The 16,207-nt window shown below is 43.4% G+C and carries 15 protein-coding genes; all 15 read left to right on the plus strand.

The window, feature by feature from the left end:
• The first annotated feature begins 23 nt into the window (after positions 1-23).
• The 15 genes from frr (at position 24) to NQ489_RS06970 (ending at position 16,111) form a co-directional block, all read left to right on the plus strand.
• Complete coding sequence (frr, locus tag NQ489_RS06900) at positions 24-575, plus strand: ribosome recycling factor (RefSeq protein WP_015526785.1); 552 nt, start codon at positions 24-26, stop codon at positions 573-575.
• A gap of 66 nt (positions 576-641) precedes the next feature.
• Positions 642-1,349, plus strand: coding sequence for an isoprenyl transferase (locus NQ489_RS06905; protein WP_021652950.1), 708 nt, complete (start codon positions 642-644; stop codon positions 1,347-1,349).
• Between the two features lie 3 nt (positions 1,350-1,352).
• Positions 1,353-2,147, plus strand: coding sequence for a phosphatidate cytidylyltransferase (locus tag NQ489_RS06910; RefSeq protein WP_021652949.1), 795 nt, complete (start codon positions 1,353-1,355; stop codon positions 2,145-2,147).
• Between the two features lie 12 nt (positions 2,148-2,159).
• Positions 2,160-3,302 (plus strand): 1-deoxy-D-xylulose-5-phosphate reductoisomerase, encoded by a 1,143-nt coding sequence (dxr, locus tag NQ489_RS06915; RefSeq protein WP_021652948.1) that lies wholly within the window; start codon positions 2,160-2,162, stop codon positions 3,300-3,302.
• Between the two features lie 10 nt (positions 3,303-3,312).
• Entirely contained in the window at positions 3,313-4,590 is a 1,278-nt protein-coding gene (rseP, locus tag NQ489_RS06920) for an RIP metalloprotease RseP (protein ID WP_021652947.1), read from the plus strand.
• A gap of 241 nt (positions 4,591-4,831) precedes the next feature.
• Positions 4,832-5,821 (plus strand): LacI family DNA-binding transcriptional regulator, encoded by a 990-nt coding sequence (locus NQ489_RS06925; RefSeq protein WP_021652946.1) that lies wholly within the window; start codon positions 4,832-4,834, stop codon positions 5,819-5,821.
• A 1-nt stretch (position 5,822) separates the two neighbouring features.
• A complete protein-coding gene (locus NQ489_RS06930) occupies positions 5,823-6,662 on the plus strand; it encodes a carbohydrate ABC transporter permease (RefSeq protein WP_021652945.1) in 840 nt (279 codons plus the stop codon).
• A gap of 40 nt (positions 6,663-6,702) precedes the next feature.
• Positions 6,703-7,965 (plus strand): ABC transporter substrate-binding protein, encoded by a 1,263-nt coding sequence (locus NQ489_RS06935; RefSeq protein ID WP_021652944.1) that lies wholly within the window; start codon positions 6,703-6,705, stop codon positions 7,963-7,965.
• Positions 7,966-8,055: 90 nt separating this feature from the next.
• Complete coding sequence (locus NQ489_RS06940; protein ID WP_021652943.1) at positions 8,056-8,928, plus strand: carbohydrate ABC transporter permease; 873 nt, start codon at positions 8,056-8,058, stop codon at positions 8,926-8,928.
• 26 nt (positions 8,929-8,954) lie between these two features.
• Positions 8,955-10,322, plus strand: coding sequence for a family 4 glycosyl hydrolase (locus tag NQ489_RS06945; protein ID WP_021652942.1), 1,368 nt, complete (start codon positions 8,955-8,957; stop codon positions 10,320-10,322).
• A 1-nt stretch (position 10,323) separates the two neighbouring features.
• The gene (locus NQ489_RS06950; protein WP_021652941.1) at positions 10,324-11,235 is read left to right on the plus strand and encodes a carbohydrate kinase family protein; all 912 of its coding nucleotides are present in this window, start codon (positions 10,324-10,326) and stop codon (positions 11,233-11,235) included.
• A gap of 138 nt (positions 11,236-11,373) precedes the next feature.
• On the plus strand, positions 11,374-12,648 hold the full coding sequence (locus NQ489_RS06955) for a peptidoglycan-binding protein (protein ID WP_044962381.1): 1,275 nt from the start codon (positions 11,374-11,376) through the stop codon (positions 12,646-12,648).
• Positions 12,649-12,872: 224 nt separating this feature from the next.
• Complete coding sequence (locus NQ489_RS06960; protein ID WP_044962378.1) at positions 12,873-13,931, plus strand: FUSC family protein; 1,059 nt, start codon at positions 12,873-12,875, stop codon at positions 13,929-13,931.
• 84 nt (positions 13,932-14,015) lie between these two features.
• Positions 14,016-15,284: a M18 family aminopeptidase gene (locus NQ489_RS06965; RefSeq protein ID WP_021652938.1), complete on the plus strand. Its 1,269-nt coding sequence runs from the start codon at positions 14,016-14,018 to the stop codon at positions 15,282-15,284.
• A 17-nt stretch (positions 15,285-15,301) separates the two neighbouring features.
• The gene (locus NQ489_RS06970; protein ID WP_015526778.1) at positions 15,302-16,111 is read left to right on the plus strand and encodes a Cof-type HAD-IIB family hydrolase; all 810 of its coding nucleotides are present in this window, start codon (positions 15,302-15,304) and stop codon (positions 16,109-16,111) included.
• Positions 16,112-16,207: the final 96 nt, after the last annotated feature.

Genomic DNA, 16,207 nt, shown 5'->3' on the forward strand with positions numbered 1-16,207 from the left:
AACCATACAGGGAGATATGTGAAATGGATGAGAGAATTCAGGTATACGAAACAAAAATGGGAAAAACACTGAATGCTTTGGAGAGTGAGCTGACAACCATCAGAGCCGGCCGTGCAAACCCGCATATTCTTGACAAACTTACCGTAGATTATTATGGAGCACCGACTCCGCTCCAGCAGGTTGCAAACATTTCTGTACCGGAGGCACGTATGATCCAGATCCAGCCGTGGGAATCCAGCATGATCAAAGCAATCGAGAAAGCGATCCTTTGCTCTGATCTGGGATTAAACCCGAGCAACGATGGAAAAATGATCCGTCTTGTTTTCCCGGAGCTTACCGAGGAGCGTCGTAAAGAGCTGGTGAAGGACGTTAAGAAAAAAGGCGAGGGTGCCAAGGTTGCAGTAAGAAATATCCGTCGTGATGCCAACGATGCATTTAAGAAACTTGCAAAACAGGATGTTTCTGAGGATGAGATCAAAGAGCTTGAGGATCAGATCCAGAAACTTACAGATAAGTACATCAAGGAAGTTGACAAGGCGATCGAGAACAAGTCTAAAGAGATTCTGACTGTATAATTGTAAGAAATACGAGGATAGAGAGGGCTTCTTTGAAGAAGCTCTCTTTCTGTATGGAGGAGATTTATGAACGTACCAAATCATATCGCGATCATTCTGGACGGAAACGGACGTTGGGCAAAGGAACGAGGAATGCCGAGAACCTACGGACATGTAAAGGGATGCGCCAATCTTGAAAACATTTGTTATGATATCAAAGACCTTGGGGTGAAATATCTTACGGTTTACGCTTTTTCCACAGAAAACTGGAAACGCTCCAGAGAAGAAGTGGAAGCACTGATGAAACTGTTCCGCGGTTATCTTAAGAAATGTATCAAGATTTCCAAGAAAAATAATATGAAGATGAAAGTCATCGGAGATGTTACTGCCTTTGCACCGGATATCCAGCAGAGTGTCCGGGAACTGGAGGAATATTCCAAAGATTTTGACGGTATTTATTTTCAGCTGGCATTAAATTACGGAAGCCGTGATGAGATCCGCCGTGGAATGCAGAAGATGGCACAGGATGTAAAAGACGGAAAAGTTGAGCCGGATGGCATTACAGAAGATACGATTGAGAGCTATCTGGATACTGCAGGTGTACCGGATCCGGATCTTTTGATCCGCACAAGCGGTGAGCAGCGGCTTTCCAATTTCCTGCTTTGGCAGCTTGCCTATTCCGAGTTTTATTTTACACCGGTTGCATGGCCGGATTTCAATAAAGAAGAGCTGATCAAAGCCATCGAGAAATACAATCAGAGAGACAGACGCTACGGTAGCGTCAAGGAGGAGTAGATCATGTTTAAGACAAGACTGATAAGTGGTATCGTCCTTGTCATTATTGCCCTGGCAACTATCATTTCCGGAAGCTGGATCTTATTTTTTACACTTCTGGCTGTTTCACTGATCGGAATGAGAGAGCTTTACAAGGTAATGAAGGTAAGCGATGAGCATGTTACTGTGCTGGAACTTGTAGGATATCTTGGAGCAGTGCTTTATTATATTGCCATGAAAGCTGATTTTGGAAATTACGGAACAATGGCGATCATCATCAGTATGATCCTGATCCTGTTTGTTTATGTATTCGGTTATCCGAAATACCATGCAGAACAGGTGATGGCAGCATTTTTTGGAGTTGTATATGTTGCTGTGATGCTTTCCTTTATCTATCTTACCAGAAGCCTTCCGGACGGAAAATTCCTGGTATGGCTGATATTCCTGTGCTCCTGGGGATGTGACACCTGTGCTTACTGTGTGGGAATGCTTATCGGAAAGCATAAAATGGCGCCGGTTTTAAGCCCGAAGAAATCCATCGAGGGAGCTGTAGGAGGCGTTGCGGGAGCGGCGCTTCTTGGAGTGATCTATGCAGCGGCAACACAGGGAAAAATGGCTGAGTATGCCTTGATCTGCGCAGTTGGAGCTCTGATCTCCATGGTGGGTGATCTGGCTGCATCTGCGATCAAAAGAAACCAGAACATCAAGGACTATGGAAAGCTGATCCCGGGCCATGGAGGAATCCTGGACCGTTTTGACAGTGTGATCATCACAGCCCCTGTTATTTACTATCTTGCAAAAACGATTCTTGGAATTTAGGAGACATTAGAAATGAAGAATATTGCAATCTTAGGTTCTACCGGCTCCATCGGGACCCAGACACTGGATGTGGCAAGAAAAAACGAAGACCTTCGTGTTGTTGCAGTCAGTGCAGGCAAAAGTGTGGAGAAGCTGGAAGAGCAGATCCGTGAGTTTCATCCGCTTCTGGCAGCAGTCTGGGATGAAAAAGCAGCCCGGGACCTGAAAACACGTATTGCGGACACGGATACAAAGGTAGTCAGCGGAATGGAAGGACTTCTGGAGCTTGCGTCCATGCCGGAATCAGAAATTCTTGTCACTGCGATCGTGGGAATGATCGGGATCCGTCCTACCATGGAGGGAATCCGTGCCGGAAAGGACATTGCCCTGGCAAATAAGGAAACCCTTGTCACAGCCGGTCATCTGATCATGCCCATGGCAAAGAAATATGGCGTATCTATCCTTCCGGTAGACAGTGAACACAGCGCTATTTTCCAGGCTATCCACGGAGAAGAAAACAAAGAGATCCACAAGCTTCTGATTACGGCATCCGGTGGTCCCTTCCGCGGACGTACCACAGAAGAGCTGCGAAGGGTCACTGTTGCAGATACTCTGAAGCATCCAAACTGGGTAATGGGACGAAAGATCACCGTAGATTCCGCAACCCTGGTAAACAAAGGGCTGGAAGTTATGGAAGCCAAATGGCTGTTCGACATGGATCTGGATCATATTCAGGTGGTGGTGCAGCCGCAGAGTATCATCCATTCCATGGTGGAGTTTAAGGATGGTGCGATCATGGCACAGCTTGGAACTCCGGATATGAGACTTCCGATCCAGTACGCTCTGTACTATCCGCACAGACGATATCTGGACGGAGACCGCCTTGATTTCACGAAGCTTCATGAGATCACATTTGAGGTTCCGGATATGGAGACATTCCGGGGACTTCCTATGGCGATCCAGGCATCCCGGGAGGGCGGAAGTATGCCGACTGTCTTTAATGCAGCCAATGAGCTTGCAGTAAAGAAATTCCTGGAGGAAAAGATCGGCTTTCTGGATATTTATGAGATTATTGCACAGTCTATGGAAAGACATAAAAAAATCGCACATCCGGATCTGGATGAGATCCTTTCTGTAGAGCAGGATACTTATCAGTGGATCGAAAGCAGGTGGTAAATTGAGATTTGTGATTGCTGTAATTATTTTCAGTGTTGTGATACTGATCCATGAGCTGGGACATTTTCTTCTGGCAAAAAAGAACCATATCGAGGTATTGGAATTTTCTCTTGGTATGGGACCCAGGATCATAAGTACGGTAAAGGGCGGCACACGTTATTCCGTGAAACTGTTTCCTCTTGGAGGTTCCTGCGCCATGGCCGGAGAGGATGCGGAAGATGACAGTCCGGGAACCTTTAATTCGGCTCCTGTGTGGGGCAGGATCGCAGTGGTTGCTGCCGGTCCGATATTTAATTTTCTGCTGGCATTTGTTTTGTCTGTGATCATTGTAGGCTGTATGGGCTATGATCCGGCAACCGTATTAGAAGTAACCCAAAATTCTGCTGCGGAAAAGGCCGGATTGAAAAAGGGCGATGTGATCACGGAATATCAGGGCTACCATATTGATCTGGGGAAAGATCTTTATGTATATTCGTATCTCAACGAACTGAAAGAGGGAGATACCATCCGGCTGAAAGTAAAACGTGATGGAAAGGAACAGGAGATTTCCTATAAACCAGATGTAAATGTGCGGTATCTTCTTGGCTTTAACCGTTCCGATGTAAATTCCATGACAGTGGAATCACTGATCAAGGGAATGCCACTGGAAGAGGCAGGTCTGGAAGCAGGCGATGTGATCACGAAGATCAACGGTGTGGAGGTTCCGGACGGAAATGCATATGAAAAATACATCGAGGAGCATCCGTTATCCAAGGAACCTGTGACGCTCACCTATGAGCGTAACGGACTGGAATATGAGGCAGAGATAACACCAAGGGAATACAGAACACCAATTTCCGGTTTCGGATATAACACATACAGTGAAAAGACTTCCGGCTTTAATGTTCTGAAATATGGTGCTGTGGAAGTGAAATACATGATCCGTACTACGATCTTAAGCCTGAAAGAGCTTGTGACCGGTCACCTTGGAATGAAAGACTTAAGTGGTCCTGTGGGTATTGCGGATGCCATTGGCGACACTTACGAACAGTCCAAGAGTGAGGGAACGCTGATGATCTGGATGAATTTGCTGAATATGGCAGTTCTTCTTTCTGCAAACCTGGGAGTGATGAACCTTCTTCCTCTTCCTGCGCTGGATGGAGGAAGGCTGGTATTTCTGGTGGCAGAAGCGATCCGGAGAAAACCGGTAAACCGTCAGGTAGAAGGCATGATCCATTTTGCAGGGCTGATGCTTTTGATGGCGTTGATGGTTATCGTTATGTATAATGATATTCTGAAGATATTCTGATGAGGATTATGAAGTAAAGATATATAAAAGATGGAATGGTCAGGAAGATGTCCGGATTGTTCCATCTTTTTTTAATGAAACATATGAAACCAAGATGAAACACATGAAACAAGATTGACATTCTATTTGTAACTTTGTACAATCAAAAATGTAGATAGCGATATTAAATCGTGCAAAATACTAAAAGAAATAAGGAATAAATCTCAAATAATAAGAAAAAATCACATAAGGAGATGAGACAATGGCAGGTACAATCAGAAAGGTTGCACAAATGGCACATGTGTCTCCAGCAACTGTTTCAAGATATTTTTCAGGACAGAATGTAGTGAGTGATGAATTATCCAGAAGAATTGAGGAGGCAGCTAATACGGTTGGTTATGTGCCAAATCATCCAACACGTAAGTCAGATGGTGTGATCGTAGTTCTGATTCCTAATCTGGAATTTGGATATTTCAGTGAATCTATAAAGGAGATTATCCGGCAGATGCCAAAATACAAATGTAGAGTGATATTTCTTCCTACATTTCCGGGAGATGATAGTTATAAGAGTATCCTGAAGGAATTGTATGTGATGGGAGTTATTTATCTGGAGGAGGAGATTGACCGTGAGGTGATACGATATATCCGGGCAAAGAATATCAAAGTGGTTATGCTGGGAGGCGCAGCTTTTGACAGCAGATGCGATATGGTACACATTAACGATATGATGGCTGCTTACGAGGGAATGAAATATCTTCTTGAAATGGGACACAGGGAGATACTGATTCTGACTGATCTTTCTACAAGCATCAGTTCAGGATTCCAGCGGTTAGTTGGCTGTAAGAAGGCAATGGAGGAATATGGACTTATGTTCAGTGATGACATGGCAGAATACGGTCAGCTTACCTTCGAAAAAGGCTATCGATCTATGAACAGTGCATTGCGAAAGAAAAAGAAGTTCACTGCAGTGTTTGCTTTTTCCGATGAGACTGCGGTAGGAGCAATTACAGCGCTAAATGAACATGGTTTGAAGGTTCCGGAAGATGTATCCGTTTTGGGATTTGATGGATTAAGTATATCAGAGCGGGTGGTTCCTAAACTTACTACGATTTATCAGCCACTGGATAAGATGGTGGAATGGACTCTTGAGATTTTGTGTAACAAAAGTAGAAACAGAGAAGAAAATATAGAGTATACACTACCCTATAAATTATTGGAAAGAGGAACTGTACTCAGAAGGGAGGAAATATAAAATGGGGGGGAAGAGCTTTAAAGATATTCTTTGGAAAATATTTAGATTTGTTTTCCTGGGATTTATGGCACTGATTTCAGTAGGACCATTAGTATGGATCGTGATGTCATCCTTTAAATCCAATAAGGAGATCCTATCATCTGCATTTGCACTGCCTACATCATTAAGCTTTAATGGGTATAAGGCTGCATTGGATTTGGCTCCAATTTTTAAGTTTTATGGAAACAGTGTTGTGATTTCTTTCACAAGTACCCTGCTAAATATCCTGATTGTTTCCATGGCTGCCTATGTGTTGGCCAGATATACGTTTAAGGGAAGTACCTTTATCACATTGCTTTTATCTGCGTCTCTTCTTGTACCTACTTCAGCACTTCTGATGCCAATCTATAAGATCATGATGGGAATCGGAATGTTTGATACAAGGTCAGGGCTTGTACTTGTGTATGCGGCACTGGGACTTCCTACTTCACTTTTCGTATTCAAAAGCTATTTTCAGGGTATCCCCAAGGAACTGGAAGAAGCTGCCTATATTGACGGAGCCGGGTTTTATCGGACATTCTTTGTAATTGTATTTCCATTGGCTAAATCAGGACTTGCAACAGGGGCAATTTTACAGTTCCTGACGTCATGGAATGAGTTCATGTTCGGACTCGTTCTTACCAAAAGCACAGAAGTAAGGACCCTTCCTCTTGCTCTGAATTATTTTACATCTCAGTTTTCGTTTAACTATACAGCGATGTTTGCGGCATTGACTATGGTAATTCTACCAAGTATCGTAATCTATGTATTGCTGCAGGAACAGGTTACTACCAGTATGGTAGCAGGATCTGTCAAAGGTTGAAGATGAAAATTTATAAATTATATAAAAGGAGGCAATTAATATGAAAACAAAAAAGGTGATGGCCACAGTATTGTCAGCAGTGACAGCATTATCCATGGCAGGAGGCATGGCCACAACAGTAAAAGCGGATGATGTGACAGAAATCACATTTCCTACATCCTGGGTTGGTGTCAGTGTTAATACAGAATGGTTCCAGGATCGTCTGGAAGCTTTTAATGAGGAGTACGGTGACAGTATCAAGGTCAATGTGGAAGAAATCGCAGGTGATCAGAACTATGTGGATAAGCTGAAAGTTCTGTATTCTTCCAATTCTCTTCCGGATACATTCAGTACAGGTGGATATAATCTGATTGATTCAATGAAGGATCAACTTGTCGACCTTACTGATTATGTAGATGATGACTGGAAAAAACTTGCAACTGATGCATGCTGGGATGTAAACTCCCGCGATGGTAAGATTTATGGAATTCCTTATACCAGACAGGTAATAGGATACTTCTACAACAAAGATCTCTTTGCTCAGGCAGGAATTGAGAAACCGGCAAAGACATGGGACGAGTTCTTTGAGCAGTGTGACAAGCTTCTGGATGCAGGCATTACACCGCTTTCCATGGATACTGCAGATTCCGGTTGGGTAACTTCACTGATGCTTGGTGCTATGATTGGTGAGAGCGATGAGGGAGAACAGTTTATGAATACCATGCTCCCGACAGATTATAATACAAAAGAATTTATCGATGCAGCAACCAGGATTCAGACCATGTTTCAGAAATATACAACTCCGGATGCAGTTGGTGGAAAATATGAGAATGCTGCAAGCAACTTCTTTATGGGACAGACAGCTATCATTGCAAATGGTCCTTGGATGATTAGCGATTTCTATGATACTTCTATGGTTGAAGATGGATTTGCAGATAAAGTCGGTACTGCAATGTATCCTGGTGATGTTATGTATAACAGTGGAAAAATTGGCTTTAATGTTGCTTCCAAGGATGAGAAAACACTGGATGCAACTCTTACATTTGTAAAATTCCTCACAAATGAGGAGAGCCAGCTTAAAATGCTTGAAATTACAGGCGATATTCCGGCTATGGAGGGTCTTACATCTGATAATGTAAAGCCACTTGTAAATGAAGTCATCGCAAACGGCGATAAAGCAGCGCACAGTATTAATGATTTCCAGAGCCTTTGGTATGCAAATGTAGTGGATGAGATCAGTATTCAGTATCCGCTTCTTGCGCAGGGTGAAATTACTCCGGAAGAGTTCGCACAGGCTCTTACAGACGCTGCACAGAAAAACTGATAATTATATGATTTCCGCGGCTTCGGCAGGACATACCTTCTTCTGAAGTCGCCGGAGGCTAAGAACAGACTGAAACAGGAGAGATGAGAAATGAAAGTTAAAAAATGGAAACTGGCAAGCTTTCTTTTGCCGTGTCTGCTCCTTTTTGCATTGCTTTACCTGGCTCCGATGTGTATGGTGTTTGGAAGTTCATTTTTTGAATGGAAAGCAGGCGGTGTATTTAAATTTATTGGACTGGATAATTATATCAATGCTTTCCGGAACGACGCACGAATGCTTACAGCACTGAAGAATACGGGAATCTGGGTTGTGCTTCAGTCTGTTGTGCATGTGATGCTAGGAACTGTGATCGCGTTTATGCTTTCAAAAAGAAAAAAAGGTTGGAAAGTCCTCAGAACTATCTATATGATCCCGAATGTGGTATCTGCAGCGGCACTGGCTGTTATTTTCCTGAATGTATTTAATGCGCAGTATGGTATTATCAATTCTTTTGTAAAAACAGTAACCGGGAAACCATTTATGAAAAACTGGTTCTTTGATCAGAACAGTGCCTTTATCACAGTTACATGGAGCTGGCTTCTGTATACAGGAATGATCATCATTCTTGTGCTTGCAGGTGTTCTGTCCATTCCCGAGGATGTTGTGGAAGCGGCCAAGATCGATGGTGCTACAGACATGCAGATCAATATGAAGATTCGTCTCCCACTGATCCGTACTATTATTGGAACCTGTGAGATTCTGGCGGCAACCAGTATGCTGAGAGAATTTGAACTCATTTATCTGACAACCAACGGAGGGCCGGGAGATACAACACTGAATCTTCCACTATACCTGTACAAAACATCTATGACAGATAATAATTATGGTTATGCCAACATGATGGGAGTAATTCTTATTATTGCAGGGGTAATTGTAGTAAGTGCCATTAATCGGTTGTTTAAGATGAATGAGGCAGACTACTAAAAAGACAGAAAGAGGAGGAATTACAGATGAAAATAGCAGTAATCGGCGGTGGTGGAGTACGTTCCATGTTTTTGGCAAAAAGCCTTGCTCAGAGCAGTTTGGAATTGGGGATCAACCAAGTGATTTTTATGGATAATGATCCAAAGAAGCTTAATATCTATGGTAAAATGGCACAGCAGGTTGCAAAACGTCTGCAGCCAGACTTGCAGCTGGAACTTACCGGCGACCCTGTAGAAGCCATTAAAGATGCAGATTATATCATAACAACGATTCGTGTTGGAGAGGATGATATGCGTATCCAGGATGAACGAGTAGCTCTGAATCTGGGGGTTCTGGGGCAGGAAACTACCGGTGCGGCAGGGTTTTCTTTTGCTATGCGTTCTGTGCCGGCTCTGGTAAAATATTGTGAGCTTGCAAAAAAATACGCTTCTCCGGATGTAAAGATCTTTAACTTTACCAACCCAGCGGGAGTAGTATCTCAGACTCTGCGTGATATGGGATATGATTTTACCTATGGTATCTGCGATGCTCCAAGTAGTCTTCTCCATTCCTTTGCAAAAATGTATAAGGTTCCGCAAAATTCTGTGACGGGAGACTGCTATGGATTGAATCATCTTTCTTTTTTTGACAGTATTAAGCTGGATGGAAAAGAGATTTTGCCGGAGCTTTTAAAAGATGAAAGATTGTATACGGATACAGATATGCGTTTCTTTAAAAAAGATCTGGTAGAGCATATGGGATGTATTCTTAATGAATATTTGTATTATTTTTATTACAGAGAAGAAGCAGTTCAGCATATTTTGGATGCGGGTATCACCAGGGGAGAAGTGATCCGTGATGTGAATATCCATATGACGGAGGAACTGTCACACATGGATGTCGAAAATGATTTTGAAAACTGCCTGAAGGTTTATGATAAGTGGTATGGCAAACGTGAAGATGCTTATATGGCAAATGAGACCGGCGTATCCAGAGCAAAAGAACCCTATCATTTTGATGTTTATGCAAAGGATGATGGAGGCTATGCAGGTGTTGCCCTGAAATATATCCGTTCCAAATTAAGTGGAAAAGACAGTGAGATGATCCTTTGTGTACCGAATAACGGAGCAATTCCGGGACTCCTTAATACAGACATTGTGGAAGTTACATGTGATCTTAAAGATGGTGAGATGATTCCGCATAAAGTCCCAAATCCCGGGGAATTGCAGATGGAACTTATTCGCAGGGTGAAGATTTACGAAAGGCTGGCTTCTGAAGCAATCCGTACAAGAAGCATTAGTAAAGCAATTGACTGCCTTATGGTGCATCCTCTTGTCAATTCCTACTCACTGGCCAAGAAACTGGTGGAAACATATTTAGCCACAAATAAAGACTATATGGAGGAATGGAACTGATATGAGTTTTGTAGGTGGCGTAGGCTATTCCAATATTGATCTGATCTATTCTGGTCTTGATAGACTGCCTGATAAGGGAGAGGAGATTTTCGCCAGAGGATTTTCCATGCAGTTTGGTGGTGGGATTCCGGCTACCATGATCAATCTTTCAAGGCTTGGAGTTGAGTCCAGAATTATTACTTTTGCAGGGCATGATCTTTTTTCGGAATTTGTGAAAAAAACACTGAATAGCTATCCGGTAAAAACTGTGAATCTTTATAAAGGAAACAAGATGCCGGTGGTGCTGTCTTCCACCTTGCTATATTGTGGTGACAGAAGTTTTATTTCATATACAGACGGAATGGATCTTAATGATGCTGTTATGGATGAAGTTTATGAAAATCTGAAAGGTGCATATGTGGTAGATATGCATGTTGGATTTTTAGATGTGTATAAAAGACTGAAAAAAGATGGTTGTATCCAGATTTTTGATACGGGATGGGAAGATGATCTGACATTGGAAAAATACAAGGATTATCTGGAAATTGCAGATTATTATATTCCCAACCAGAAAGAGGCCATGAAGATTACAGGAACGTCCAGTGTGGAAGAGGCTGCTGACATTCTGTCGGAATTTTTTTCTGACGTGACGATCAAAATGGACAAGGAAGGGTGCCTGCTTAAAAATAAGGATGGAATAAAAATCATATCTTCTGTACAAAATGTAAAAGCTATTGATGCAACAGGAGCAGGAGATGCATTTATGAGTGGCTTTATTTATGGACTTTATCATCATTATCCAATTGAACAGTGCATTAAGTTTGGAAATGTAACAGGAAGTGCGTGTGTTCAGGGAATGGGCTGTATCAGCAATTTTGTCAATGAAGAACAGCTCTTGGAAATTGCGGGAACGCTAGAAGTCAGAGAACTTTGAAGAGGTGGAAAAAATTTATAATCTGTAACTGAAAAAGGTGTCTCTTATTTGTATATCAGGTAAGAGACATTTTTTTTATGCAAACATATACTAGCAGAGAACCAGTGTGCTTTCAGGCACAAAAAGGAGCCTCTGTTTATGAAAAATCATTCTTATATTTCCATGCAGCAGGATATGCCGGATCAGGGACAGCTGCAGGTGACGGTGCTGGACAGTGCCAGTAACCGTCCTGTGGAAAATGCTACAGTGCGGATCTCGTACACAGGAGTCCCGGATAATGTGATCGAAGAAATCCGTACGGATTCCTCCGGAAAAACGCCCATGCTGGAGCTGGCAGCTCCTCCACTGGAATACAGCATGAAACCGGTGGAGCAGCAGCCTTATGCAGAATATACAGTTCGGATCAGTGCAGAGGGTTTTACACCAAAAGAAGTTGCCGGGACAGAAGTTCTTCCCCATTCCATTGCCAGGCAGGGAGCATCCCTTAGCAGACAGCAGGGTAGTGGAGAGGACTATCAGCGGATCGTCATCGGACCCCATACGCTTTTTGGGGAATATCCTCCCAAAAATCCGGAAGCAGAGATCAAGCCGATAAATGAAACCGGAGAGATCGTATTAAACAAAGTGGTGATCCCGGAGTATATCGTAGTCCACGACGGGCCAATAGGGGATACCTCTGCACAGGATTATTATGTAAGATATAAGGATTATATCAAAAACGTGGCCAGCAGTGAGATCTACGCAACTTGGCCGGAGGACACGATACGTGCCAATGTTCTGGCAATCATGTCGTTTACTCTGAACAGAGTTTATACAGAGTGGTACCGGAATAAGGGTTATGATTTCACCATTACATCCTCCACAGCATACGACCACAAATGGATCCATGGCAGGAATATTTTTGAGAGTATAGACCGGATCGTGGATGAACTTTTTGAAAACTACCTTTCCAGACCGGATGTACGTCAGCCGATCCTGACCCAGTACTGTGACGGACACCAGGTGCAGTGCAGGAATCGGGGATGGATGACCCAGTGGGGAAGCAAAGCTCTGGGAGATCAGGGATATTCCGCCATTGAGATCCTGCGGAGCTTCTATGGAAACGATATGTATATCAATGTGGCGGAAGCAGTTTCCGGGATTCCCGCATCCTGGCCGGGATATGACCTGACTATCGGTGTTACTGGAGAAAAGGTACAGCAGATCCAGGAACAGCTTAATGCCATAGCAAAAGCCTATCCTGCCATCCCGTCAGTGATCGTGGATGGTATTTATGGTCCGGCTACTGCTGCATCTGTAAAAAAATTCCAGAATATATTCGGGCTTCCTGCATCCGGAGTGGTGGATTATCCAACCTGGTATAAGATACAGGACATTTATGTAGCAGTGACCAGGATAGCGGAGCTGCAGTAAATATAAAAATAATAAAAATGTTCCTGGCCATTTTCGGAGTGATCTGATCGGGGCTGGGAGTGTAATGTGTGAATATGATTTCAGAAAAAAATATTTGACGTTTCAGAATAAACCAAGTATAATGGCTGTTTGTATCTTTGAACGTAAATTGTAAAGAGATTGCGTTTATGAGCATGTGAAAAAAGCGAAATGAGAATGTCTGCTTTACAAAAGGAGTGATGAAAATGACATTTTATCAGGAACTGCAGTTAAGCTCAACCGGATCAAAACAGCTGATCAGAAATACCACAGACAAAAAGGAGAAAAGAAGGCATATTCTGATCTATAATTTTAAAGTGTATCTTGTCATGGCATTTTGTGTGGCGGTTGTGACATTGTACAGTAAGATAACCGGCAATGACAACAGTGTTGTAGGAGTAACCGTACTGCTGGCAGTGCTGGTTTTAAGACAGGCGGATTTCGGGATCCGGACGTCCCACGGATTGTTGTCCATTGCCGGGATTTTCTGTATTCTGATCGCAGGACCGAGATTGTCCAATATGGTTTCACCGGTACCGGCATTTTTTGTTAATGCGATAAGCATCCTGTTACTGATGATCCTGGGATGCCATAATGTAATTATGTATAACCATTCCACATTTGTTCTCGGATATCTGCTTCTGATGGGATATGACGTAACCGGAAAGGCGTATCTGCTTCGTGTAGAGGGGCTTTTGGCCGGAATGGTTCTCTGCATGGTAGTTTTTTATAAGAACCAGAAAAACCGCCCGTATCGCAGGACGTTTCTGGACCTGTTCCGGGAATTTGACCTGCATTCCGCAAGAGGCAGGTGGTATTTAAGACTGACGCTGATCGTTTCCAGCGCTATGCTGATCATGTCTCTTCTAGGACTCCCAAGAGCAATGTGGGCCGGAATTGCTTGTATGTCCGTGTGCTTGCCGTTTACCGAGGACTGCAAGGAAAGAGCCGGAAAAAGGGGGATGTTCAATATCGTTGGCTGTATTTTGTTTGCAGTGCTTTATCTGATACTTCCGGAATCTATGTATCCCTATATTGGAATGATCGGAGGAATCGGTGTGGGATATTCCGCAGGTTATGCGTGGCAGACTGCATTTAATACATTTGGAGCACTGTCCATTGCATCAGGACTGTTTGGAATGCCTGCAGCAGTGCTGCTCCGTATTGGAGCCAATGTATTTAGTTCAATTTATACTATGCTCGCAAATAAGCTTGGGGATAAGCTTGTGCAGCATATGTGGGTACGAAAGAGTGCAGAAATCTGAGATATTGCCCTGAAAAAAGTTTTGCCGTATAATGGGTAATAGCATAACAGCCTGGATATTACCGGGCCGACAGAGGAGAAGATTATGTACGAAGAAACAACAGAAAAACTGCTGGAATTTATCAGTAAAAGTCCTACAGCCTTTCAGGCGGCAGAGGAAACAAGAAGACGTTTTTTGGAGGAAGGCTTTACAGAATTGAAGGAAGAGGAGCGCTGGGAGCTGGAAAAGGGCGGAAAATATTTTGTCATGAGAAATCATTCCGCGATCATCGGATTTTCCATTCCTGTCAATGACTGCAGGAGATATCATATCATTGCAAGTCACAGTGACTCTCCGTCTTTTAAAATAAAAGAAAATCCGGAGATGTCTGTAAACGGAGCTTATGTGAAACTGAATGTGGAGCGGTACGGAGGAATGATCCTTTCTACCTGGTTTGACCGTCCCCTTTCTGTGGCAGGCCGCATGATCGTCCACAAAAACGGAAAAATTCTGGAAAAGCTTGTAGATATTGATAGAGATCTGGTCATGATCCCGAGCCTTGCGATCCATATGAACCGAGATATTAACGGAGGCTATCATTATAATGTCCAGAAGGATATGCTTCCATTGTACAGTGGCAGTGGCGAAAAAGGAAACTTCATGCGGATGCTGGCAGAAGAGGCAGAGATCCGTCCGGAGGATATCCTGGGCCATGATCTGTTTCTCTATAACCGGATGCCCGGAACGATCTGGGGGTCCAGGAATGAGTTTGTTTCCAGTCCAAGATTAGATGATCTGCAGTGTGCTTTCGCTTCACTGGAAGGCTTTCTCCAGGCAGATAAGAAGAAGGTCATTGCAGTCCACTGTGTACTGGATAATGAAGAAGTGGGAAGCACTACCAGGCAGGGAGCTGCATCCACATTTCTTAAAGATGTACTGTTTCGTATCAATCTGGCCCTTGGCGGAGACCAGGAAAGTTATCTGATGGCCCTTGCAGAGAGCTTTATGATCTCTGCGGACAATGCACATGCATTACATCCGAATTATACAGACAAGGCAGATCCTGTAAACCGTCCGGTGATGAATGGTGGAATTGTGATCAAATATAATGCCAATCAGAAATATTGTACTGATGGGATTTCTACAGCAATCTTTAAGGAACTCTGCAGAGAAGCAGATGTGCCATATCAGACATTTGTGAACCGTTCCGATATTGCCGGTGGTTCCACTCTGGGAAATATTTCCAATACCCAGGCGGCCATGAATACGGTCGACATCGGTCTGCCGCAGCTGGCGATGCATTCCGCTTATGAAACAGCCGGAGTGAAAGATACGGAAAGCCTGATCCGTGCGGCAAAGGTATTTTACAGGTGATATCGGAGGACAGGAAAATGAGCAGAAAAGCAGTATTTTTTGATGCGGACGGAACAGTCTGTGATATGAAAAAAGGAGTGCCGGACAGTGCCATAGAAGCCATCCGTGCGCTGGTAGATAACGGACATGAAGCGTGGCTCTGCACAGGAAGAAGTCGTGCGTTTGTATCCTGGTATCTGGAGCAGATCCCTTTTACGGGAATGATCAGTGCCTGCGGATCCACCATTGAGAAGGACGGGAAGAGACTTTTTAATAAAGAGATGACGCCGGAGGTTGCAAAGCTTTCTGTGGAGGTTCTCAGAAAATACGGACTGATCCCGGTAATGGAAGGCGCGGATTTTATGTATTATGACAAAGAGGAGTATACCGATGAAGTGAACTGGTATGCCAGTCTGATCACAGAATCCCTGGGCGATAAATGGAGGCCTATCCGTGGAAATGAGGATTGTATGCGGATCAATAAGATCAGTGCAAAAATGACTGAGGGATGTGATGCGGAGGCAGCGTTATCCATTTTATCAGAATACTATGATATCATCCGCCATGAAGGCAGCAGTTCGTTTGTGGGAAATACCATTGAACTGGTGCCAAAGGGCTTTAACAAGGCTGTTGGGATCGCAGCTGTGATCCGCCTGTTTGATATTCCGTGGGAGAATACCGTTGTTTTTGGAGACAGCAACAATGATCTTGCCATGTTTGAATACGCTGCAACAAAGGTTGCCATGGGAAATGCTTCTCCGAAGATCAAAGAACTGGCAGATTATGTTACGTCTGATATGTTCCACTACGGCATTCGGGATGGCTTGAAATATCTGAAGCTGATCTGAGAGAATGCTTCGTTTGTTTTGTAGGCTATGAGATTGTAAGAACAGAAACATCCACATCAGAAATGATAGCTTTATGTGAATATGCTTTTATAAAAA

Origin of the sequence: Blautia sp. KLE_1732_HM_1032, assembly GCF_025147905.1 — a bacterium.
GTDB lineage: Bacteria > Bacillota > Clostridia > Lachnospirales > Lachnospiraceae > Blautia_A > Blautia_A fusiformis.

What these genes read in the sequence shown, in the direction of transcription:
- NQ489_RS06950 (WP_021652941.1), top strand. Translation starts at nt 10,324, where the DNA reads ATGAGTTTTGTAGGTGGCGTAGGCTATTCCAATATTGATCTGATCTAT.
- dxr (WP_021652948.1), top strand. Translation starts at nt 2,160, where the DNA reads ATGAAGAATATTGCAATCTTAGGTTCTACCGGCTCCATCGGGACCCAG.
- NQ489_RS06935 (WP_021652944.1), top strand. Translation starts at nt 6,703, where the DNA reads ATGAAAACAAAAAAGGTGATGGCCACAGTATTGTCAGCAGTGACAGCA.
- frr (WP_015526785.1), top strand. Translation starts at nt 24, where the DNA reads ATGGATGAGAGAATTCAGGTATACGAAACAAAAATGGGAAAAACACTG.
- NQ489_RS06945 (WP_021652942.1), top strand. Translation starts at nt 8,955, where the DNA reads ATGAAAATAGCAGTAATCGGCGGTGGTGGAGTACGTTCCATGTTTTTG.
- NQ489_RS06955 (WP_044962381.1), top strand. Translation starts at nt 11,374, where the DNA reads ATGAAAAATCATTCTTATATTTCCATGCAGCAGGATATGCCGGATCAG.
- NQ489_RS06960 (WP_044962378.1), top strand. Translation starts at nt 12,873, where the DNA reads ATGACATTTTATCAGGAACTGCAGTTAAGCTCAACCGGATCAAAACAG.
- NQ489_RS06925 (WP_021652946.1), top strand. Translation starts at nt 4,832, where the DNA reads ATGGCAGGTACAATCAGAAAGGTTGCACAAATGGCACATGTGTCTCCA.
- NQ489_RS06910 (WP_021652949.1), top strand. Translation starts at nt 1,353, where the DNA reads ATGTTTAAGACAAGACTGATAAGTGGTATCGTCCTTGTCATTATTGCC.
- NQ489_RS06905 (WP_021652950.1), top strand. Translation starts at nt 642, where the DNA reads ATGAACGTACCAAATCATATCGCGATCATTCTGGACGGAAACGGACGT.
- NQ489_RS06930 (WP_021652945.1), top strand. Translation starts at nt 5,823, where the DNA reads ATGGGGGGGAAGAGCTTTAAAGATATTCTTTGGAAAATATTTAGATTT.
- NQ489_RS06970 (WP_015526778.1), top strand. Translation starts at nt 15,302, where the DNA reads ATGAGCAGAAAAGCAGTATTTTTTGATGCGGACGGAACAGTCTGTGAT.
- NQ489_RS06940 (WP_021652943.1), top strand. Translation starts at nt 8,056, where the DNA reads ATGAAAGTTAAAAAATGGAAACTGGCAAGCTTTCTTTTGCCGTGTCTG.
- NQ489_RS06965 (WP_021652938.1), top strand. Translation starts at nt 14,016, where the DNA reads ATGTACGAAGAAACAACAGAAAAACTGCTGGAATTTATCAGTAAAAGT.